The sequence below is a fragment of the Terasakiella sp. SH-1 genome, from assembly GCF_004564135.1.
Taxonomy (GTDB): Bacteria; Pseudomonadota; Alphaproteobacteria; order Rhodospirillales; family Terasakiellaceae; genus Terasakiella.
Map to the genome: position 1 here is coordinate 392031 of NZ_CP038255.1, position 25120 is coordinate 417150.

The window sequence follows — 25120 nt, forward strand, 5'->3', positions numbered from 1 at the left end:
TCGGAGGGATCATGACACAACAAACCGGTGCCCAATGTCTTGTCGACCAGCTGATCTTACATGGATCAGACAAGATTTTTGGTGTGCCAGGGGAAAGCTATCTTAGTGTTTTGGATGCCCTTTATGATGCTGAACAGTTGAGCTTTATCACCTGTCGTCAGGAAGGGGGGGCGGCCATGATGGCAGAAGCTTATGGAAAGCTCACTGGACGGCCCGGTATTTGTATGGTGACACGGGGGCCGGGCGCAACCAATGCCTCAGCCGGTGTGCATGTCGCTTTTCAGGATTCGACCCCGATGATTTTATTTATCGGGCAGGTGGGTCGTTCCATGCAGGAGCGTGAGGCTTTTCAGGAAATTGATTATCGTCGCATGTTCGGCCAAATGGCAAAATGGGTGGCCCAGATTGATGAGGCTGCGCGCATCCCTGAATTTATCGCGCGTGCCTTTCAAACGGCAACCTCAGGACGCCCCGGCCCGGTGGTGCTTGCCTTGCCCGAAGATATGTTGCGCGATATGGTTGGGGCTGAGGTTTCGCTATCTCCTTTTAAACCCGCTCAGTCTTATCCTAGCCCGCAGGACGTGGCGGCTTTTTCCCGTTTGCTGCAAGGGGCAGATAAACCTTTAATGATTGTCGGTGGGGGCGGCTGGTCAAGACAGGTTCAAAATCAGGTGGAAGACTTTTGCCAACACTATGGCTTGCCTGTGGCTGGGTCCTTTCGCTGTCAGGACTATATCAATAATGACTTGGATGTTTATGTGGGGCATGTGGGTATCGGGATTGACCCAAACCTGACATCCGCGATTGAAGAAAGCGACCTGTTGATTGTTTTGGGTGCACGTTTGGGGGAGATGACGACGAGTGGATATAGTTTGTTTTCGCCGCCCAAAACCACTCAAAAAATGGTTCATATTTATCCCTGTGGTGAAGAACTTGGGCGCGTTTATCAGCCGGATTTAGCAATGATTTCTACGATGCCCTCCTTTGGGGATGCATTGGCAGAGCTAGAAGTAGACGTTCCTGATTGGTCGGGATGGGCGCAACGCCTTCGCCGTATTTATGAAGAATTTACCACTCCGATCCCCCATTGTGGTCAGATGCAGCTAGCTGATTTGGTTAGTCTGTTGCGCCAAACCTTAAGGGCCGATGCCATTATGACCAATGGGGCGGGGAATTATTCTATCTGGACCCATCGTTTTTTCCGCTATCGCCAATATGGGACACAGCTGGCCCCCACATCCGGTTCTATGGGCTATGGCCTGCCTGCTGCGATTGCTGCAAAGTCTTTATACCCGGAGCGCGAGGTGATCTGTATGGCCGGGGATGGCTGTGTGATGATGACGGTGCAGGAATTTGCCACGGCTGTGCAATATGGGCTTAGGATTATCGTGATCGTGGTGAATAATTCAATGTTTGGTACTATTCGCATGCATCAGGAAAAACGCTACCCTGCCCGCATATCAGGGACGAATCTACAGAATCCTGATTTTGCAGCACTGGCACAAAGCTTTGGTGGCTTGGGCTTGCGCGTTGAAAATAATGACGAATTTGTGACAGCCTTTGCAAAAGCCCAAAAGCATGATGGGCCGGCTCTTATAGAAGTTATTGTTGATAATCAATTACTTACGCCAACTTTAACGGTTGGCGCACTTCAGTCATAAGCCTTTTGGGGTGTTGCCCCTATGTAAAATGAGAGTACTAAGCTCAAATAATTGCCTTTGGCATGGGTTGAAATCCATATCTTCGTGAATTTTTCGCTCTTTCTATCGTATCTTATACTTAAGGATAGAAAGTCGTTTTGAAGGTGCGTTCTTCAGGGCGATAGAAATGGAGGCTTACGATGGCAGACGATGATGTCAAGCAACCTGATAATGAAGAAGGTGGCGATAACACGTCCAATGTGGAAACGGGCAATGTGGAAACGGGCAATGCAGAAGATGCGGTTATTCTGGATGAAATGACCTCCCTTCAAGATACCGAGGAAATGAACCTCGGTGGTCAAATGCAGGGCAAGGAAAATGCAGAAGGCGGCGCACAATATCAGGAAGATATGAGCTATATGGCCTCTGTCCACCAGGGTGGTTTTTCAACAGATCAGGACATTATTGACGGCATTATCCCCGAAGAAGATTTGGCCTTTGATAACGAAGAAGAAATCCGCGCCGATGATGAAAGAAATGAACGTGACCTTGGTGAGGTTGACTTTGAATCCCGTGGTCGTCGTGGTCGTGTGGAAGACGAAGCCTCTCTTTTGGACATTGAACCCGATGAGGTCATTGACGAAGAAATCATTATTCCTGATGAAGAAGTGGTCGCACCCGCTTTAGACCCTGCTGATCCCAATGCCATCGACGGATCGGTTGGAACACTTGATCTTTTTTCTATTCCTCAGGCTGATGACGACGATGACGAGGAGATTGAAGAAGAACCGGAAGAGGAAGAAGAACCCGAAGAAGAGCTTATTGTCATTCAGCCAGATACGGATGCCCCTGTCATCAGCGGAAATATCTTCCCGGAGGCGGATGGTGATTATGATCCCAATGGTGATCCGATTATCATTCGTGAGTCTGATATTCGTTCAAATGTTACCGATGAAAGCGACTATTCAATCAATGTGACGGCTCAATATCTGAAAGATCGCGGTATTGATGTTGAAATTTCCGGCCCATTTGGTGAAGAACCAAATCGCACCTGGGAAATCAAGTCTGGCGTCACCGATGAAGATAGCAATGTCGAAGTCACCATCATCTTAACCGACAGTGAAGGAAACTCAACACAAGCCAGCCAAAGCTTCGGTTTTGACGTGGATAGTGCGGTTAATCATGATTCTGCAACCACTGAATATGGTGAGTCTGTTACGGTTGATGTTTTTGAAAATGATGAGCTGCTTGATACGGTATGGACAGCAGACCGTTCAGAATTTTCCGTGACACAACCTGCTGAAGGGGAAGGAAGTGTAACGGTTACTTATGACGACAACAACAAGCCGATTGTCACCTATACCCCTGATGGTGATTTCAGTGGAACCACAACATTTACCTATACGGTCACGGATAATGTTCATAATGAATTGAATACACCAAGCCCGGCGCTGATCAATTTTGATGAACTTCTTAATGATGTTGATGAAAGTACGATCACTCTGGGTGAATCCCCTAATGGTACTTTTGAACTGGTGAATGGGCAGATTGTCTTTACGAAAAATGATGATTTCGATGGTAAAGAAACGGAACTGACCTACACACTCACCGATAGCGAAGGTAATACCCAAACTTACACCGAAATTGTCAATGTGGATGATGAACCTGAAACTCATACGGCTACGGTGACAATTTCTGTTGGTGTTGATGGCACACCGGTTGTTGGGGATATTACGCTTGATGCAGGGGTGGAATATAACACCTACATCCTGAGTAAAGATGACCTGTTGGCGAACACGACAGATGCCGATACGGCGATTGCAGACCTGACGGTGGGGAACCTATCAGGTGGGGACCATTTAACCATTACCGATAACGGCGATGATACCTGGACCATTGTTTCTTCTGAAGAGGGGATTGAGGAATTCTCCTTTACCGTCAGTGACGGCGATCATGACGTTTCCAAAACAGCCACCATCAACTTTGCCGATGTGGATAATAGCCTGGCCGATGATGCGGCCACCCTCACAGAAGATGGCTCCAAGACGATCAATGTTCTGTCCAATGACAGTATCATTGATGGCGGGGAAGTGACGAGTGTCACCCAGCCGGCCAATGGGGAGGTGACGTTCAATGCCGATGGCACGGTGACCTACACCCCGGATGCGGACTTTAACGGCACCGACAGCTTCACCTATACGGTCACAGACGAAGATAACGAGACCACGACGGCGACGGTGACCATGACGGTGACGCCAGAAAATGACGCGCCTGTGGTGGAGAGCGTGACCCTGCCAGATGGGGTGGAATATAACACTTATACGCTCACAGAAGATCAGCTGCTGGCGAACGCTTCTGATGTGGATGGTGATACATTGTCTGTCACCGAAGTTACGGGTGGCTCCAACCTGGCGATCACCGATAATGGCAATGGCACCTGGACGATCATCTCTGATGAGGAAGGTCTGGAATCCATCAGCTTCACGGTAAGTGATGGCACGACTGAGGTGGATCAGAGCGCCACCATCAACTTTGCCGATGTGGATAATAGCCTGGCCGATGATGCGGCCACCCTCACAGAAGATGGCTCCAAGACCCTTAATGTTCTGTCCAATGACAGTATCATTGATGGCGGGGAAGTGACGAGTGTGACCCAGCCGGCCAATGGGGAGGTGACGTTCAATGCCGATGGCACGGTGACCTACACCCCGGATGCGGACTTTAACGGCACCGACAGCTTCACCTATACGGTCACAGACGAAGATAACGAGACCACGACGGCGACGGTGACCATGACGGTGACCCCGGAAAATGACGCGCCTGTGGTGGAGACCGTGACCCTGCCAGACGGTGTGGAATATAACACTTATACGCTCACAGAAGATCAGCTGCTGGCGAACGCTTCTGATGTGGATGGTGATAGCCTGAGTGTGACTGAGGTGAGTGGCGGCTCCAACCTGGCGATCACCGATAATGGCAACGGCACCTGGACGATCATCTCTGATGAGGAAGGTCTGGAATCCATCAGCTTCACGGTAAGTGATGGCACGACTGAGGTGGATCAGAGCGCCACCATCAACTTTGCCGATGTGGATAATAGCCTGGCCGATGATGCGGCCACCCTCACAGAAGATGGCTCCAAGACCCTTAATGTTCTGTCCAATGACAGTATCATTGATGGCGGGGAAGTGACGAGTGTGACCCAGCCGGCCAATGGGGAGGTGACGTTCAATGCCGATGGCACGGTGACCTACACCCCGGATGCGGACTTTAACGGCACCGACAGCTTCACCTATACGGTCACAGACGAAGATAACGAGACCACGACGGCGACGGTGACCATGACGGTGACCCCGGAAAATGACGCGCCTGTGGTGGAGACCGTGACCCTGCCAGACGGTGTGGAATATAACACTTATACGCTCACCGAAGATCAGCTGCTGGCGAACGCTTCTGATGTGGATGGTGATACATTGTCTGTCACCGAAGTTACGGGTGGGTCCAACCTGGCGATCACCGATAATGGCAATGGCACCTGGACGATCATCTCTGATGAGGAAGGTCTGGAATCCATCAGCTTCACGGTAAGTGATGGCACGACTGAGGTGGATCAGAGCGCCACCATCAACTTTGCCGATGTGGATAATAGCCTGGCCGATGATGCGGCCACCCTCACAGAAGATGGCTCCAAGACCCTTAATGTTCTGTCCAATGACAGTATCATTGATGGCGGGGAAGTGACGAGTGTGACCCAGCCGGCCAATGGGGAGGTGACGTTCAATGCCGATGGCACGGTGACCTACACCCCGGATGCGGACTTTAACGGCACCGACAGCTTCACCTATACGGTCACAGACGAAGATAACGAGACCACCACGGCGACGGTGACCATGACGGTGACGCCAGAAAATGACGCGCCTGTGGTGGAGAGCGTGACCCTGCCAGACGGTGTGGAATATAACACTTATACGCTCACCGAAGATCAGCTGCTGGCGAACGCTTCTGATGTGGATGGTGATACATTGTCTGTCACCGAAGTTACGGGTGGGTCCAACCTGGCGATCACCGATAATGGCAATGGCACCTGGACGATCATCTCTGATGAGGAAGGTCTGGAATCCATCAGCTTCACGGTAAGTGATGGCACGACTGAGGTGGATCAGAGCGCCACCATCAACTTTGCCGATGTGGATAATAGCCTGGCCGATGATGCGGCCACCCTCACAGAAGATGGCTCCAAGACGATCAATGTTCTGTCCAATGACAGTATCATTGATGGCGGGGAAGTGACGAGTGTCACCCAGCCGGCCAATGGGGAGGTGACGTTCAATGCCGATGGCACGGTGACCTACACCCCGGATGCGGACTTTAACGGCACCGACAGCTTCACCTATACGGTCACAGACGAAGATAACGAGACCACCACGGCGACGGTGACCATGACGGTGACGCCAGAAAATGACGCGCCTGTGGTGGAGAGCGTGACCCTGCCAGACGGTGTGGAATATAACACTTATACGCTCACCGAAGATCAGCTGCTGGCGAACGCTTCTGATGTGGATGGTGATACATTGTCTGTCACCGAAGTTACGGGTGGGTCCAACCTGGCGATCACCGATAATGGCAATGGCACCTGGACGATCATCTCTGATGAGGAAGGTCTGGAATCCATCAGCTTCACGGTAAGTGATGGCACGACTGAGGTGGATCAGAGCGCCACCATCAACTTTGCCGATGTGGATAATAGCCTGGCCGATGATGCGGCCACCCTCACAGAAGATGGCTCCAAGACGATCAATGTTCTGTCCAATGACAGTATCATTGATGGCGGGGAAGTGACGAGTGTCACCCAGCCGGCCAATGGGGAGGTGACGTTCAATGCCGATGGCACGGTGACCTACACCCCGGATGCGGACTTTAACGGCACCGACAGCTTCACCTATACGGTCACAGACGAAGATAACGAGACCACCACGGCGACGGTGACCATGACGGTGACGCCAGAAAATGACGCGCCTGTGGTGGAGAGCGTGACCCTGCCAGATGGGGTGGAATATAACACTTATACGCTCACCGAAGATCAGCTGCTGGCGAACGCTTCTGATGTGGATGGTGATACATTGTCTGTCACCGAAGTTACGGGTGGGTCCAACCTGGCGATCACCGATAATGGCAATGGCACCTGGACGATCATCTCTGATGAGGAAGGTCTGGAATCCATCAGCTTCACGGTAAGTGATGGCACGACTGAGGTGGATCAGAGCGCCACCATCAACTTTGCCGATGTGGATAATAGCCTGGCCGATGATGCGGCCACCCTCACAGAAGATGGCTCCAAGACCCTTAATGTTCTGTCCAATGACAGTATCATTGATGGCGGGGAAGTGACGAGTGTGACCCAGCCGGCCAATGGGGAGGTGACGTTCAATGCCGATGGCACGGTGACCTACACCCCGGATGCGGACTTTAACGGTACCGACAGCTTCACCTATACGGTCACAGACGAAGATAACGAGACCACCACGGCGACGGTGACCATGACGGTGACGCCAGAAAATGACGCGCCTGTGGTGGAGAGCGTGACCCTGCCAGATGGGGTGGAATATAACACTTATACGCTCACCGAAGATCAGCTGCTGGCGAACGCTTCTGATGTGGATGGTGATACATTGTCTGTCACCGAAGTTACGGGTGGGTCCAACCTGGCGATCACCGATAATGGCAATGGCACCTGGACGATCATCTCTGATGAGGAAGGTCTGGAATCCATCAGCTTCACGGTAAGTGATGGCACGACTGAGGTGGATCAGAGCGCCACCATCAACTTTGCCGATGTGGATAATAGCCTGGCCGATGATGCGGCCACCCTCACAGAAGATGGCTCCAAGACCCTTAATGTTCTGTCCAATGACAGTATCATTGATGGCGGGGAAGTGACGAGTGTGACCCAGCCGGCCAATGGGGAGGTGACGTTCAATGCCGATGGCACGGTGACCTACACCCCGGATGCGGACTTTAACGGTACCGACAGCTTCACCTATACGGTCACAGACGAAGATAACGAGACCACGACGGCGACGGTGACCATGACGGTGACCCCGGAAAATGACGCGCCTGTGGTGGAGACCGTGACCCTGCCAGACGGTGTGGAATATAACACTTATACGCTCACAGAAGATCAGCTGCTCGCCAATGCAAGTGATGTGGATGGTGATAGCCTGAGTGTGACTGAGGTGAGTGGCGGCTCCAACCTCGCCATCACCGATAATGGCAATGGCACCTGGACGATCATCTCTGATGAGGAAGGTCTGGAAACCATCAGCTTCACGGTAAGTGATGGCACGACTGAGGTGGATCAGAGCGCCACCATCAACTTTGCCGATGTGGATAATAGCCTGGCCGATGATGCGGCCACCCTCACAGAAGATGGCTCCAAGACCCTTAATGTTCTGTCCAATGACAGTATCATTGATGGCGGGGAAGTGACGAGTGTGACCCAGCCGGCCAATGGGGAGGTGACGTTCAATGCCGATGGCACGGTGACCTACACCCCGGATGCGGACTTTAACGGCACCGACAGCTTCACCTATACGGTCACAGACGAAGATAACGAGACCACGACGGCGACGGTGACCATGACGGTGACCCCGGAAAATGACGCGCCTGTGGTGGAGACCGTGACCCTGCCAGACGGTGTGGAATATAACACTTATACGCTCACCGAAGATCAGCTGCTGGCGAACGCTTCTGATGTGGATGGTGATACATTGTCTGTCACCGAAGTTACGGGTGGGTCCAACCTGGCGATCACCGATAATGGCAATGGCACCTGGACGATCATCTCTGATGAGGAAGGTCTGGAATCCATCAGCTTCACGGTAAGTGATGGCACGACTGAGGTGGATCAGAGCGCCACCATCAACTTTGCCGATGTGGATAATAGCCTGGCCGATGATGCGGCCACCCTCACAGAAGATGGCTCCAAGACCCTTAATGTTCTGTCCAATGACAGTATCATTGATGGCGGGGAAGTGACGAGTGTGACCCAGCCGGCCAATGGGGAGGTGACGTTCAATGCCGATGGCACGGTGACCTACACCCCGGATGCGGACTTTAACGGCACCGACAGCTTCACCTATACGGTCACAGACGAAGATAACGAGACCACCACGGCGACGGTGACCATGACGGTGACGCCAGAAAATGACGCGCCTGTGGTGGAGAGCGTGACCCTGCCAGACGGTGTGGAATATAACACTTATACGCTCACCGAAGATCAGCTGCTGGCGAACGCTTCTGATGTGGATGGTGATACATTGTCTGTCACCGAAGTTACGGGTGGGTCCAACCTGGCGATCACCGATAATGGCAATGGCACCTGGACGATCATCTCTGATGAGGAAGGTCTGGAATCCATCAGCTTCACGGTAAGTGATGGCACGACTGAGGTGGATCAGAGCGCCACCATCAACTTTGCCGATGTGGATAATAGCCTGGCCGATGATGCGGCCACCCTCACAGAAGATGGCTCCAAGACGATCAATGTTCTGTCCAATGACAGTATCATTGATGGCGGGGAAGTGACGAGTGTCACCCAGCCGGCCAATGGGGAGGTGACGTTCAATGCCGATGGCACGGTGACCTACACCCCGGATGCGGACTTTAACGGCACCGACAGCTTCACCTATACGGTCACAGACGAAGATAACGAGACCACCACGGCGACGGTGACCATGACGGTGACGCCAGAAAATGACGCGCCTGTGGTGGAGAGCGTGACCCTGCCAGACGGTGTGGAATATAACACTTATACGCTCACCGAAGATCAGCTGCTGGCGAACGCTTCTGATGTGGATGGTGATACATTGTCTGTCACCGAAGTTACGGGTGGGTCCAACCTGGCGATCACCGATAATGGCAATGGCACCTGGACGATCATCTCTGATGAGGAAGGTCTGGAATCCATCAGCTTCACGGTAAGTGATGGCACGACTGAGGTGGATCAGAGCGCCACCATCAACTTTGCCGATGTGGATAATAGCCTGGCCGATGATGCGGCCACCCTCACAGAAGATGGCTCCAAGACGATCAATGTTCTGTCCAATGACAGTATCATTGATGGCGGGGAAGTGACGAGTGTCACCCAGCCGGCCAATGGGGAGGTGACGTTCAATGCCGATGGCACGGTGACCTACACCCCGGATGCGGACTTTAACGGCACCGACAGCTTCACCTATACGGTCACAGACGAAGATAACGAGACCACCACGGCGACGGTGACCATGACGGTGACGCCAGAAAATGACGCGCCTGTGGTGGAGAGCGTGACCCTGCCAGATGGGGTGGAATATAACACTTATACGCTCACCGAAGATCAGCTGCTGGCGAACGCTTCTGATGTGGATGGTGATACATTGTCTGTCACCGAAGTTACGGGTGGGTCCAACCTGGCGATCACCGATAATGGCAATGGCACCTGGACGATCATCTCTGATGAGGAAGGTCTGGAATCCATCAGCTTCACGGTAAGTGATGGCACGACTGAGGTGGATCAGAGCGCCACCATCAACTTTGCCGATGTGGATAATAGCCTGGCCGATGATGCGGCCACCCTCACAGAAGATGGCTCCAAGACCCTTAATGTTCTGTCCAATGACAGTATCATTGATGGCGGGGAAGTGACGAGTGTGACCCAGCCGGCCAATGGGGAGGTGACGTTCAATGCCGATGGCACGGTGACCTACACCCCGGATGCGGACTTTAACGGTACCGACAGCTTCACCTATACGGTCACAGACGAAGATAACGAGACCACGACGGCGACGGTGACCATGACGGTGACGCCAGAAAATGACGCGCCTGTGGTGGAGACCGTGACCCTGCCAGACGGTGTGGAATATAACACTTATACGCTCACAGAAGATCAGCTGCTCGCCAATGCAAGTGATGTGGATGGTGATAGCCTGAGTGTGACTGAGGTGAGTGGCGGCTCCAACCTCGCCATCACCGATAATGGCAACGGCACCTGGACGATCATCTCTGATGAGGAAGGTCTGGAAACCATCAGCTTCACGGTAAGTGATGGCACGACTGAGGTGGATCAGAGCGCCACCATCAACTTCGCCGATGTGGATAATAGCCTGGCCGATGATGCGGCCACCCTCACAGAAGATGGCTCCAAGACCCTTAATGTTCTGTCCAATGACAGTATCATTGATGGCGGGGAAGTGACGAGTGTGACCCAGCCGGCCAATGGGGAGGTGACGTTCAATGCCGATGGCACGGTGACCTACACCCCGGATGCGGACTTTAACGGTACCGACAGCTTCACCTATACGGTCACAGACGAAGATAACGAGACCACGACGGCGACGGTGACCATGACGGTGACCCCGGAAAATGACGCGCCTGTGGTGGAGACCGTGACCCTGCCAGACGGTGTGGAATATAACACTTATACGCTCACAGAAGATCAGCTGCTGGCGAACGCTTCTGATGTGGATGGTGATACATTGTCTGTCACCGAAGTTACGGGTGGCTCCAACCTCGCCATCACCGATAATGGCAATGGCACCTGGACGATCATCTCTGATGAGGAAGGTCTGGAAACCATCAGCTTCACGGTAAGTGATGGCACGACTGAGGTGGAACAGAGCGCCACCATCAACTTCGCCGATGTGGATAATAGCCTGGCCGATGATGCGGCCACAACGACACAGGGACAGCCTGTGACCTTGAATGTAGCGGACTTATTGGCAAACGATAATATTATTGATGGGGGGACGATTACGTCTGTTCAAGGCGCGGAAAATGGTAGTGTTGTTCTGAGTGAAGATGGGGCGACAATCACTTTTACACCAGCACCGGGATATGATGGGACTGAGGCTTCTTTCACCTATACGGTGACAGATGAGGATGGTCAGACGGCGACTGCAACGGTTGATGTAATGGTGAATGATCTTGATAACACTTTGGTGGATGACGTAGCGAGCCTGAGTGAAGATGGGTCCAAGACCATTGATGTTCTCTCCAATGATGAAATTTTGGACGGTGGGGAAGTCACAGCTGTGAGCCAGCCGGAAAACGGCACGGTTGTTATCAATGATGATGGGACAGTGACCTATACTCCGGATGAAAACTGGAACGGGACGGAAAGCTTTACCTATAGTGTCACAGATGATGATGGAGAAGTCACAACGGCCACCGTGACTATGACGGTTAATCCGGAAAATGATGATCCGATTGCGATTGATGATATTTCCACCACAGATGAAGACCAGCCTGTAACCATTAATTTATTAGATAATGATAGTGATCTGGATGGTGACACATTAACCATTACACAGATTGACGGGCAGGATATTGTGGCTGGGGAAACCATTAGTTTGAGTGATGGTTCCGGCAGTGTCACCTTGAATGCAGATGGGACAGTGACCTATGATCCGACAGATGATTTAGCGGGTGAAGTCAGCTTCAATTATACGATTTCGGATGGTCAGGGTGGAACGGACAGTGCAACGGCCACCATTACGGTGGATGAAGTCAATGACGGCCCTGTTGCTGTTGATGATGCCTTTAGCGGGCTGGAAGATAATGTGATTACCTTTACAGCTAATGATCTCTTGGGCAATGACAGCGATATTGACAGTGATGTTTTGAGTGTTGCCCAGATTAATGGCGTAAGCCTTGACAGTTTCCCGACGGGGGGGATGGATCTTGGTGATGGCACGTTGAGTTATGATAGCGAAACGGGCACCTTTAGCTTTAACCCGGATACGGATTGGAGCGGGACGGAAAGCCTGTCTTATACGGTGACGGATGGGGAAGGCGGATCGGCCCAAGCCAATATCAACCTGACAACAGAAGGTGTGGCGGATGTGCCGGACCTGGCTGTTTCACTGGTGGAAAGTGATCATACGGGGGACAGCCTAACGGTGACTTTCCAAGGCAGTGATGCAGGGTATCACAACACATATGGCTATTATGTGCTTGATGAAAATGGTGAGCCAAGCACGGGTGAGATTATCTTTGCCGATCTTCATGATCAGGAGATCGGTGATACCTTCACACTGGATGGTGTCGATCAAGACAGCATCGGCTTCTTCCTGATTTCTGATGGAGATGGGGAAAATACCGGGCTGATCAACGGGATGGATGTGACCTTTGCCCAAGATGAGGAAGGCAACTGGCAGGTCCTTGATCCGTTGGGTGAGCCGCTAAACCACGATGATAATGGCGGGCTTTATTTCACCGATCAGCAATTTAATGAAGATGGTCTGGATCATGCCTATGATGATGGTGATGTGGCCGGAGAGCAAAACTGGGAAGATCAGAATAGCCAGCATAGTGGCAATGATTTTGATTACAATGATGCGTCCTTCAACATTGATTGGGATCAGAGTAATTCCGAAACCACCTATGATGTGAATATCTCTGCTGCAATTACCGATGATGATCTCTCTGAAGAGCTTTCCATCACCATTGAGAACTACCCGGCCGGGGCTGAGTTCAATATGGGTGAATTTATTGATGGCAAACTGGTCATCAGTGGTGATGAGATTGAGGATCTTGACAGTTTAACCATGATGGTGACAGGGGAACCTGCTGATTTCACCATTAATGTGATCGCAACGGCGACAGAACCGAACGGTTCAACCGCCAGTACCTCCCTAAGTGTGAGCCCGAATTTCGATCCAGATGCGATGGATGATACGGGCAGCGTCACTGAGGGGCAAAGCTTGACGATGGACCTGATCAGCAACGATACAGATGCTGATGGGGATACATTAACTATCACGGAAATTGATGGTCAGGATATTGCAGTTGGTGAAACGGTTGAGGTCGATAACGGGAACGTGACGCTGAATGGTGATGGTTCGATCACCTTTGCTGCTGATAATGGGTATGAAGGTCCGGCAGACTTTACTTATACGGTTTCTGATGGTCAGGGCGGTACAGACAATGCGACGGTGAACCTTAACATTACCGATGGGAATATCGCCCCTGTTGCAGTTGATGATACGGCAACGACGGATGAAGACCAGCCTGTGACGATCAATTTGCTGGATAATGACAGTGATGCCAATAATGATGCGCTGACTATTACGCAGGTTGACGGGCAGGATATCAGTGTGGGTGAGACCGTTACCTTAAGTGATGGGTCCGGTACAGTTACACTTAATGAAAATGGGACGGTCAGTTTTGACCCGGCTGATAACCTGAATGGGGACATCAGTTTTGATTATACCATTACCGACCCTGAAGGTATGAGTGACACGGCAAGTGTCAATGTTGAAATTGATGCGGTAAATGATACCCCTGTGGCAAATGCAGATAGTGCCGAGACATTGGAAGATAACGCGGTGACTTTCAATCCGTTGGACAATGATACGGATGTTGAAAATGATGCGTTGAGCATTACACAGATCGAGGGACAGGATATTGTCGCAGGCGGTTCTGTCGATGTGGGTAACGGTAGCGTCACGCTGAATGCTGATGGCACGGTGACATTTACCCCGGATGAACATTATGCGGGCTCACAAAGTTTTGACTATACGGTTTCAGATGGTCAGGGCGGCACAAGTACGGCAACAGCGACCGTGGATGTGGAAGCTGATGCGGATGCGCCATTGGTTTCTATTGATATTGGTTCACCAGTAGCCGTGGGTGATGGTGGTGTTGTCGGCGGTACGGTGACAGGTGATGATGTCACCAATAATACCGTTGAAGGTGTGACCATTACCGGTCTGGATTCAGAAGGTAATCCATCTGCTGTTGAGCAAGTGGTTAATGGTCATGGTGATGGCATTGGCGTTAGTGGGCATACAACAGGGTCTAAAGACCTGTTGGGTTATGACAGTCGTGAAGGAGCCAGTGAGACCCTGATCTTCGAATTTGACGAAGACGTTAATAATGTCAGCTTCGATGTGGAACAGTTTGGCGAAGGGGGAAGTGGTCGCAACGCAAGCTATGAACAAGGCACGTGGGAAGCCTATGATGATGGGCAATTGGTTGCTTCTGGTATATTTGACGGGCGTGATCTTAATAATGCGGATGATACGACCTCTGTTACCATTGATGGGGTAAGCTTTGATAAGCTGGTGATCACGGCAGACACCACGATTAATGCGGATGGATCAACTGCTGCTGGGGATTCGGATTTTGCCATTAATAATTTGGAATTCACCCATGCGGATGCCACAGGTGAGATTGAATATTATGATTATCCACTGGATGTTTCGGCAAGTCTGGTTGATTTGGATGGATCAGAAAGCCTGTCGGATGTGACATTGTCTGGCTTGCCCGATGGGGCTGTGTTGACGCAGGATGGTGTGGAAATCACCATTAATGACGGGGTTGCAACCTTGTCTTCGGATGATTTAGATGGGCTAAGCCTGCGTGTTCCAGCTGATGCAGATGACTTTACGCTTCAGGCTGCGGTAACTACAACTGACAGCAATGGGGATCAAGAAACATCAACGGCGAGTGACAGCGCAGAAATCCCTGATATTGATATCAATAATGGTCCGGATGCTGTTGATGATCAGATGTCGGCTACAGAAGATTTAGCGACTGTTATGGACCTGCTGGCCAATGATACCGATGCTGATAATGATGATTTGAGCATCACGCAAATTGATGGTCAGGATGTGGCTGTGGGTGACACCATTGATGTGGGTAACGGGATGGTTACGCTCAATCAGGATGGGACGGTCACTTTTGAAGGTGATGATGATTTTGCTGGTACGGAAAGTTTTGATTATACGGTTTCCGATGGCACAGAAACATCAACCGCGACTGTCGATGTTGATATCGAAGCTGTGGCCGACGCACCAAATCTGTCGATGACATTTGGTGAGGCCGAGACAGTGACGATTGGCGGGGACAGTGGTGAAACCGGAACCTTGACGATTGACAATATCAAGTCCACTGATGGTGTAAGTGTTGAGGCCAAAGACTGGACGGGGAGTTCCGGCGGCTGGCAGACCAGTGAAAGCTATGTTGTTGAAACAGGGGGCGGCATTGGGATTAAGGCGACAGGCAGCAAGAAGATTGAAGAGAATGAAGAGCTGATCATTTCCTTTGATAATGATCTCAGTGATGCTTCTGTCACTTTCAGCAGTTTTAGCGATGATGAGCAGGCCGCATATCGTCTTTATCAGGATGGAAACCTGGTTGAAAGCGGAACTTTCTCCGGTCAGGGAAGTGATGTGTTGAGTTTGCCTGATGGCTCCGGTGTGACGTTTGATCAGATTGTGATTGCCGGGGACAACGATGATACTGACTTTAAGATTATGTCTATTGACTATAGCGAGGTTGGGGAGACAGAGACATATCTTGATATTCCCGTAGAGATTACAGCCACAGAAGCTGATATTGATGGATCGGAAACCTTGTCTGCTGTGACCTTAAGTGCGATCCCCAATGATGCGGTTTTGCTGGTGGATGGCAATGAAGTGACTCATGATGGATCAGCTGATATTGCCTTGGGTGATCTGGATAATGTGGTGATCCGTGTTCCAAATGGTCATGCTGATTTTGACCTGAGTGCCGCTGTGACATCCACGGATGGAACAGATACTGCCACTTCGACTGTGACTGAAACCGTTGATGTCCCAACAGCCAATACGGCTCCTGATGCACAGGATGACAGTTTCACAACCACGGAAGATACAGCAGAAACATACGATCTGGTCGCCAATGACAGCGATGTGGATGGGGATGCTCTAGCCATTACGCAGATTGGAGGGCAGGATATTGCTGTTGGTGATACGATCAATGTTGCCAACGGGGCTGTGACCCTGAATGCGGACGGGTCTATTACCTTTATGCCCAGCAGTGATTACAGCGGGTCTGTTGCCTTTGACTATACGGTCTCAGATGGGGCAAGTACGGAAACAGCGACAGCCGTTGTGGGTGTGGAGGCCGAAGCCGATACACCAACGCTGTCAGTCAGTGCGGGTGATGTTAGTTTTGAAGAGGCATCAAGTGGAGATTCATCAGCTGGACGTGCTGTTCAGGATATTGATGATGCGACCTCAGAAGGGGTTGATGCTTCGGATTATGAAGCTGTCAAGGAAGCCAAAGAAAATCTTGGTGATTACAAGAAAGACGAAGGCAGCAACAATGATGATGTTCTTGATGGCAATAAAGATGCTTACAAGAAAGGAGGGAATGAATATTACAACGCCAAAGACGGTGATGATATTGTTGGGGTTGCCGGTGATGGCAACTGGGGCAATGATGTCATGCGCGGTGGCGATGGTGATGATACGGTTTATGGTGGTTCCGGTAATGATGTGCTTTACGGGGATGAGGGCAATAACCTTGATTATGGCACCACGGTTGTTTCTGGTGATTATGTCGTCCCACTTAATATTGCCTCGGCTTCAACTGATCGTGATGGTTCAGAAAGTGTCAGTGTGACAATCTCCGGCCTGCCTTCCGGGGCAAGTCTGAATGCAGGGAGACAAAATGATGATGGCAGCTGGACATTAACAACTGCCCAGCTCAGCGGCCTGGAAGCAACAGTTCCATCTGGTGAAACTGGTCTGAATTTGACTGTGACAGCCACTGCCGAAGAAAGCAGTAATGGCGATACCGCCTCAATGAGTACAAGCCTGAGCGTTGACTTTGCGAATGTGGATACAGGGGCTGAAAGTTCCTCAGCTGCCGAAGGGGGGGATGACACCCTTTATGGCGGTTCCGGTAATGATGATTTGTATGGCGAAAGCGGTAACGATTATCTGGATGGCGGTTCCGGCAATGATATGCTTGTCGGTGGGGCTGGTGATGATGAGCTGTATGGTCAGTCCAATAATGATACGATCCACGGCGGTGCCGGGGATGACGACATGTATGGCGGAACCAACGATGATGTCATGCATGGGGGCTCCGGTGATGACTTGCTTGATGGGGGCACCAATGATGACACGATGTTTGGTGGCTCTGGTGCAGATACCCTTTATGGTGGGGAAAATAACGATACCCTTGAAGGTGGGAGCGGTGATGATACGCTTGATGGCGGTGCTGGTGCCGATACCTTGCGAGGTGGTGCGGGCGATGATGTTCTAAGCGGCGGTGTCGGCTGGGGGGATGACTCGCTTTATGGCGGTGACGGGGATGACCTGTTTGTCTTTGGCGGTGCCAACCATGACAGTGTAAACGGGAACGACTGGGTTGATGGCGGTGCTGACTTTGATACGATTCAGCTTAATGGTAGCGAGGGCTGGACCATGACTATCATGACCAGCGAAGGTACCGAAGAAACCATTACCTCTGATCAGGCCGCACAGATGTCTGATTATGAAGATGTTTCCGGCCTTACCGGGCAGATCGAATTTGACGATGGATCAACTGTTCTGTTTGAAGGTGTTGAAAAAGTCGAGTGGTAAGTCCCTTTTTCCACAGATACCAAAGGGTGATGAGGAGATCATTTTCATCACCCTTTTTTATTGCCTAAGTCATTGTTATTTGTTCTTCTATCTTGATGAGACAAATGCCCAAAGCTGCTTATGACAAGATTGGAAAGTACCTTGTGAAACGTGTGATCCGTTCCACAGGGAGTGCTGATCTATATGAAGGTTTTGACCCGGACCTTGAACAAAAGGTCGCGCTTAAAATTTTTCTGATCAAAGAACGTTTGTTGAAAAAACTGCCCTATAGCCGGGAAAGCTGGCAACGCCGCTTTATTCGTGAAGCCAAGCTGTTATCCCAGATAGACCACCCTCATGTGATTAGTTTGCGCGAGCTTTCTACATGGGAGGAGAAGCCTTTTTATGTCATGCCATATGTGGAAACAAATCTGCTCTATGAAATGGGGGTGGATGGCGATCTGGAACATTATGCCCCTGAATTACAGGATGCCCCTTTGGCAAGGCAGTTGACGGTGCTGCGCAGTGTTGAAATCCTGTATCAAACCGCCAGTGCCTTGGCCGCGTTTCATGGGCGGGGATTGGTTCATCGCGATATAAAACCTGCGAATATTTTGCTGACAAAAAAGAAAAAGGGTTTGGTGAAACTATGTGATCCCGGCATGGTGAAATTCCCCAATTCAGAAGAATCTCTAGGGGGCTATTGGATTGGGACGGAAGATTATATTGCCCCGGAACAAAAACGCAGTGCCATGGATGTAAAGGCCACAGCCGATATCTATGCCTTGGGGGTGATGGGCTATCGGATGCTGGTTGGTCATCTGCCCGCAGGTGTGTTTAGCGGTCCTAAGGAAGATGTGGCAGCTGTGCCAGAAGCGCTTAATGATTTAATCATGAGATCAATGTCGCGCAAAGTGAAAAGACGCCCTATAAATGCATTGGCCTTTTTAACGGAACTTGCGCCTATTCGCGCGGATTTGAGACGCAGGGGAGGATAGTATGGCAGATATACTGGAAAAAATTAAAAGCTGGCGTTTGCCATGGCGGGAGATCGCCCAAACCGGTTCGCATGATGAACTTTCACAGTTGGAAGCCGATTTGCCGGATCATCAGATTAATCAGGTGCGTGAACAAATGAGTGCGTGCTTGCAGGCCAAAGGGGGGGAGGTTTCAGCCCGTCAACGTGCTGCTGCCTTAGGACAGGCATATCTGGATTTAAATGAAGAGGGGCGCCTGCGTTTTATGAAAATCCTTGCCGATGATTTTGGGACGGACCGCGAAGTTGTTGCTCAGGCCATTTACAATTTTCAAAGTGCCGATGATGAAGAGATCAAGCGGGACTATGAAATTGAACTGCGCCGTACGTTGGAGCCGGACCGCATGCGCTTGTTGCGACAGTTCAATGCCTTGCCTCAGGGGGTGAAATTCCTTGTGGACCTGCGTGCAGAACTGATGGTGCTGGCAAAGAAAGAGCCGAGTTTGAAAGTTGTTGAACGCGACCTTAAGGATGTGTTGATTTCATGGTTTGATGTGGGCTTTCTGGAATTGCATCGTATCACGTGGAATTCACCAGCAGCTGTTTTAGAAAAGATCATTGAATATGAGGCTGTGCATTCTATTCAAAGCTGGTCCGATTTGAAAAACCGTCTGGAACGTGATCGCCGTCTCTTTGCCTTTTTCCATCCGCGTATGCCGGATGAACCGTTAATCTTTGTGGAAGTCGCTCTTGTGAACGGTATGGCGGATAATGTGCAGGAATTATTGGATGAAGAAGCCCCGCTCTTGGACCCTCATGGGGCGGATACGGCGATTTTCTATTCCATTTCAAACGCACAAGCCGGGTTGGCCGGGATCAGTTTTGGTAATTTTCTGATTAAGAAAGTGGTCGGCAATTTGTCACAGGAATTGCCCAACTTGAGAAACTTCGCAACTTTATCGCCCATTCCAGGCTTTCGGAGATGGCTGGATAAAGTGTTGGCCGAAGGGGATAGCACTTTGTTGCTTACGCAGGAACGCGAGGCTTTGAAAACAGCCAGTGGTCAAAAAGGGGCCAAGGGGGGATTGAAATCCTTGTTGGCGCAAAAAGGTTGGCATGAGAATGACCAGGCCCATGATGCCTTGAAGGGGCCGCTCATGCGTTTGTGTGTGCGTTATTTGACGCAAGCTAAACGCAAAGGCACGCGGACACTCGATCCGGTGGCCCATTTCCATCTCACCAACGGGGCGCGTATGGAACGTTTGAACTGGCTGGGGGATATTTCTGAAAAAGGGATGAAGCAATCAGCCGGCTTGATGATCAATTATCTCTATAAGCTCAAGGAAATTGAAAGCAATCACGAAGCTTATAGCGGGGATGGCAAAATTAAAAGTTCATCCCAGATCAAGACATTGAAAAAAGGATAAAGCGCTGTGAATGCTGCTGAGAAATTGCGCACATTACTTAATCGTGATGCGTTTTTAATGATGCCCTGCTGTTTTGATGGGATGAGTGCAAAACTTGTGGAACGTGCAGGCTACCCTTTAACGTTTATGAGTGGTTTTTCCGTTTCTGCTGCACGCACAGCCCTGCCGGATACCGGATTGTTGTCTTATGGGGAAATGGTGGATCAAGGACGTGCGATTTGTCAGGCCACAACATTGCCGGTGATTGGAGATGGGGACACCGGATATGGCAATGGCTTAAATGTGAAACGCACAGTGGCAGGATATGCCCAAGCCGGGTTTGCAGGTATTATGATTGAGGATCAGGTTTCCCCAAAACGCTGTGGTCATACGAAGGGCAAGCAGACCGTTGGGTTTGACGAAGCCTGCATGCGTATTCAGGCTGCGGTTGATGCCCGTAATGAGGGGGCCGATATTTTGATTATGGCACGAAGCGATGCGCGAGAAACCGAAGGTATGGACGAAGCCATCAGGCGTATGAAAGCTTTTGAAGAGATCGGTGCGGATATTCTGTTTCTTGAGGCCCCTCAAAGTGTTGAAGAAATGAAACGTTTCTGTGAGGAAATCAGCGCCCCCAAGATGGCAAATATGGTGGAACAGGGCAAGACACCTGTTTTGGCCCCTGCTGAACTGGAAGCGATGGGCTATAAGATTGCGGCTTATCCATTGACCTTGATGCTATCGGCCTTAAAAGCGATGGAACAGGCTTTGGAAGAGTTAAAAACAGGGAAGCACCCTTCCAATCTGGCAAGTTTCGCCCATCTGCAAGAGGTTGTCGGTTTTCCTGAATATTATGGAGCTGAAGACAAGTACAAGATTTAGGGTCAGGACCCTAGGGCGTGTATTCCCGCCCTAAACTTTTATTGGGCACTTGTTTTTAGGTCGGTAATCAGGTTGTTCATGGTTTCATCCAGCATGGCTGAACTGTTGCGCAGTTCGTTACTGGCTTCCTGAACTTCTGTGGCCGACGTCATTGTTTTATCGGCATCTTGAGAGACCGCAGCAATATGGACGGAAATCTCTTCTGTACCATTTGAGGCTTCCTGCACATTCCGGCTAATTTCCTGAATACAGGCATGTTGTTCTTCGACAGCTGCGGCAATGGCCGAAGAGGCATCACGTACATTGGTAATGGTGGCTGTAATGCCTTCGATTGCATGGACAGCCTGATCTGTACGGGCCTGAATCTCGGTAATTTGTTGGGAAACTTCCTGAGTCGCCTGTGCCGTTTGATTAGCAAGGTTTTTCACTTCCGAGGCCACAACGGCAAAGCCTTTACCAGCACTGCCAGCACGTGCGGCTTCAATGGTCGCATTCAGCGCCAGCATGTTGGTTTGTTCGGCAATATCTTGAATCATGACCACAACTTCACCAATTTTGCCAGCTGCGCTGCTCAGGCTTTGAATGACCTCATTGGTTTGCTGGGCCTCATGGGCAGCGCTTTCTGCGGTTTGGTTGGTGTGTTCAACTTGCCTGCCGATTTCACCGGAAGAGGCATTCAGCTCTTCTGTTGCTGCCGCAACGGTTTGAACATTCTGCGATGTTTCCTGAGAGATTTTAGCAACTGCGGTACTTTCCTTGTTGGTTTCAACCGCATTATGATGCATGTCCCCGGCTGAGGCCCCAAGGTTGTCGACCACATGGGTGATTTGTTCGACGACACCATGCATGCGTTCATTCACATTAACGGCGAGAGACAGAATGCTCTCCTTGCGTTCTTTTTCAGCTTGCTGGCGGGCCTGTTCCTGTTGATTGCGCAATTTTTCAGCATCTTGGGCATTTTGTTTAAAGACTTCAACCGCATTGGCCATCATGCCAATTTCATCCCCACGGTTTTTTCCCATAATGTCGATATCAAGCTTTCCAGTGGAGAGTTCTTCCATTTGACCGGAAATTTGCGTGATGCCATTGCTGAGATTGCGGGCAATAAGAAAGGACATCCCTCCTGCAATGATCAGGGCAGCAACTACAATCAGGGCAAAAAAGCGGAACTGGCTGTGAAAGGCTTCTTCAACATCGTCCAAATACAGGCCGCTGCCCACAATCCAGCTCCAGTCTCGCGACAGTTTGACATAAGAAATTTTTTCTACGGGGTCGTCAAAGCCGGGCTTGGGCCAAAGATAATCGACAAAACCTGCACCGTTATTGGTTTTAACCGTTTTCACAAATTCCGAGAAAAAATATTTGCCGTTTTTATCTTGGAGCTTGGAGAGGTTTTTACCATCCAAGGAAGGTTTGATCGGATGCATGATCATGACGGTGTCGATATCATTGATCCATAGATATTCTTTCCCGTCATAGCGAATCGCCTTGATAATTTCCTTGGCTGTATCTTGGGCTTCTTTTAGCCCCATTGCGCCAGAACGTGCCTTTTGGGCATAACTTTCAATGATACTATGGGCTTCTTCAACGACGCTGCGGACTTTATCCTGACGGTCGGTGAAAAGGATTTCATGCATGTTGTTGGCTGAAAATGCAGCCACGCTGATAAGTGCAACCGTAAATATAATTGCTGGAAGCCAGATTTTTGAACCGATGTTCAGTCTGTCTAAGAACATGATGCCCCCCTTTGTTACCCGCTCTTTAAAATCGTAGGTAATTGTGCCTAGATTATGTCTAATTGTATTAGTTTTTTAATTGTTAAGTTTGTCTATCCTATCCATGAAGATAGGATGACGCAAACGTGATGCTTATGCATCAAGTTTGTGCTATTTGCAATTACAAATTGATTTTGTTGAAAGTCAAAAGTGTCTGAATTGACTTATAAGTAAGCCGCTGGTTTTGTTTTTTATCTGAAAGCTTTAATTAATATAAGTTGAAATTCTACTATTTGGCTTTGGTTCTAAATGCCCTTTTTTCAGCAAAAAGATTGAATTCCTCAATCTTTAGCGGGCGGCTATAATAATAGCCCTGACCGAGCTGGCAGCCTTTGCCCAATAAAAAATCATTATGCTCTTTTGTTTCGATGCCTTCACCGACAACTTCAAGGCCAAGACTCTGTGCCATGGTGAGAATCGCACTGACCATGGCGGCGTCTTCCGGATTGCTGGTGACATCACGCACAAACATGCGATCAATTTTCAGGGTATCAAGGGGGAAACGTTTGAGGTAATTCAGGCTGGAATATCCGGTGCCGAAGTCATCAATGGAAAGGCGCACGCCCATGGCTTTGAGTTCATGAAGGATCACCAGTGCATCTTCGATATTTTCCATCATCAGGGTTTCAGTGATCTCAAGACTAAGCTGATTGGGGTTAAACCCGGTGCGTTTTAAAACACCCTTAATGATATCAGGTAGGTTGGCTTCTCGAAACTGACGGCTGGACAGGTTGACACTCACACGAAAGGGGCTATGGCTTTGATCAGACCAGCCCTTGATTTCACGACAGGCTTGTTCCAGCACCCATTCCCCAATGGGAACAATCAGATGGTTCTGTTCGGCCAAGGGGATAAACTGATCAGGGGAAACCAGACCACGTTCTGCATTGTGCCAACGCACCAGTGCTTCGGCACTTTTCATATGCCCTGTTTTTAGATCAACAATGGGTTGATAGACCACATGAAATTCATCAAATGTTTGCACCGCCTTGCGCAGGTCAATCTCAAGGGTGCGTTTGGCCTGGGCTTTGGCATCAAGGTCGGGGGTAAAGAAATGATAGGTATTTCGCCCAGACTCTTTGGCCTTGTTCATGGCGCTGTCTGCATTGCGCAGCAGGGTTTCCACATCATCGCCATCACCGGGCCAGCTGCAAATACCGATTGAGCAGGAAATATGGATTTCCTCATTTTCGATATCAAAGGGCCGATGCAGGCTGGCGAGGGTGGCCTCAGCCGCCAATCGGGTCTGTTCATCATTTTTAATATCGGGAATGACAGCGGTAAATTGATCGCCACTGAAGCGCGCAACAGTGGTTTCTTTACTTAACGTATTGCTAAAACGAATGGCGACTTCCTGTAACAGCTTGTCCCCAATTGTATGCCCCATTGTGTCATTGATGATTTTGAACCCATCCAGCCCAATGAACAGCAGGGCCGTTTGGGACCCTTTTTGACCAGAGGTATAAAGCGCATTAATGAAATGGTTGAGAAACAGGTTCCAGTTGGGCAGGTCTGTGATCAGGTCGTAATTACTGCGATGGGCGAGTTTTTCTTCGGTTTCTTTTTCCTGGGTAACATCTCGGAAGAAAAAGACATAATTCGCCATATCCGGGTCGTCGTTATCCAGACTGTGGATATGGGTATCAACACGATAGACTGTTCCGGTCTTTCCTTCATTCCATAACAGTCCTTCCCAATGGCCTTCCTGTTCCAGGCTGGTTTGAACTCTAGGCCAAAGTTCCCCCCGTTTATGATGGGCAATCATGGCATTGATGGGGAAGAACTGAATCTCGCTTTCGTCATATTCGGTGAGCTTACAAAAGGCCGGGTTGACGCTGATGATCTGGAAATTGGTATTGACCAAGGCAATGGGCTGGGTAGCAGACTGGAAGACAGAAGACAGCATGCGATAACGTGCAACTTCGCGACGTTGGGCAACGAGCTTGCTTTTGAGAGCGGTGATCTCTCTTTTCAGACTGTCAATTTCCTGTGTCATATAATCAGGGGCCGGGGGCTATGTGTTTGAAGATATTTCTATAAGTTACTCATTAGAATTACTTTAAATCAT

Annotated in this window: 7 protein-coding genes; 5 read left to right on the plus strand and 2 right to left on the minus strand. The window is 50.1% G+C overall.

Going from position 1 to position 25120, the window contains the following annotated elements:
• Positions 1–11: 11 nt before the first annotated feature.
• The 5 genes from E4K71_RS01860 to E4K71_RS01880 all read left to right on the plus strand — a co-directional run bounded on the left by E4K71_RS01860 (position 12) and on the right by E4K71_RS01880 (position 21277).
• A complete protein-coding gene (locus E4K71_RS01860; protein ID WP_135075720.1) occupies positions 12–1661 on the plus strand; it encodes a thiamine pyrophosphate-binding protein in 1650 nt (549 codons plus the stop codon).
• Between the two features lie 179 nt (positions 1662–1840).
• On the plus strand, positions 1841–18034 hold the full coding sequence (locus E4K71_RS01865) for a tandem-95 repeat protein (protein WP_135075723.1): 16194 nt from the start codon (positions 1841–1843) through the stop codon (positions 18032–18034).
• Between the two features lie 104 nt (positions 18035–18138).
• Positions 18139–19011, plus strand: coding sequence for a serine/threonine-protein kinase (locus E4K71_RS01870; protein WP_167730206.1), 873 nt, complete (start codon positions 18139–18141; stop codon positions 19009–19011).
• Position 19012: 1 nt separating this feature from the next.
• Entirely contained in the window at positions 19013–20416 is a 1404-nt protein-coding gene (locus E4K71_RS01875) for a malonyl-CoA decarboxylase (protein ID WP_135075729.1), read from the plus strand.
• Positions 20417–20422: 6 nt separating this feature from the next.
• On the plus strand, positions 20423–21277 hold the full coding sequence (locus tag E4K71_RS01880; RefSeq protein ID WP_135075732.1) for an isocitrate lyase/PEP mutase family protein: 855 nt from the start codon (positions 20423–20425) through the stop codon (positions 21275–21277).
• 38 nt (positions 21278–21315) lie between these two features.
• Here the strand turns inward: E4K71_RS01880 and E4K71_RS01885 are convergent, their stop codons facing one another.
• Together E4K71_RS01885 and E4K71_RS01890 are read right to left on the minus strand one after the other, a co-directional pair.
• On the minus strand, positions 21316–23013 hold the full coding sequence (locus tag E4K71_RS01885; RefSeq protein WP_135075735.1) for a cache domain-containing protein: 1698 nt from the start codon (positions 23011–23013) through the stop codon (positions 21316–21318).
• Positions 23014–23281: 268 nt separating this feature from the next.
• Positions 23282–25048, minus strand: coding sequence for an EAL domain-containing protein (locus E4K71_RS01890; protein ID WP_135075738.1), 1767 nt, complete (start codon positions 25046–25048; stop codon positions 23282–23284).
• Positions 25049–25120 lie beyond the last annotated feature (72 nt).

Excerpts from the sequence above, each read along its gene's own strand:
- E4K71_RS01860 (WP_135075720.1), top strand. The coding sequence starts at position 12 with ATGACACAACAAACCGGTGCCCAATGTCTTGTCGACCAGCTGATCTTA.
- E4K71_RS01865 (WP_135075723.1), top strand. The coding sequence starts at position 1,841 with ATGGCAGACGATGATGTCAAGCAACCTGATAATGAAGAAGGTGGCGAT.
- E4K71_RS01870 (WP_167730206.1), top strand. The coding sequence starts at position 18,139 with ATGCCCAAAGCTGCTTATGACAAGATTGGAAAGTACCTTGTGAAACGT.
- E4K71_RS01875 (WP_135075729.1), top strand. The coding sequence starts at position 19,013 with ATGGCAGATATACTGGAAAAAATTAAAAGCTGGCGTTTGCCATGGCGG.
- E4K71_RS01885 (WP_135075735.1), bottom strand. The coding sequence starts at position 23,013 with ATGTTCTTAGACAGACTGAACATCGGTTCAAAAATCTGGCTTCCAGCA.
- E4K71_RS01890 (WP_135075738.1), bottom strand. The coding sequence starts at position 25,048 with ATGACACAGGAAATTGACAGTCTGAAAAGAGAGATCACCGCTCTCAAA.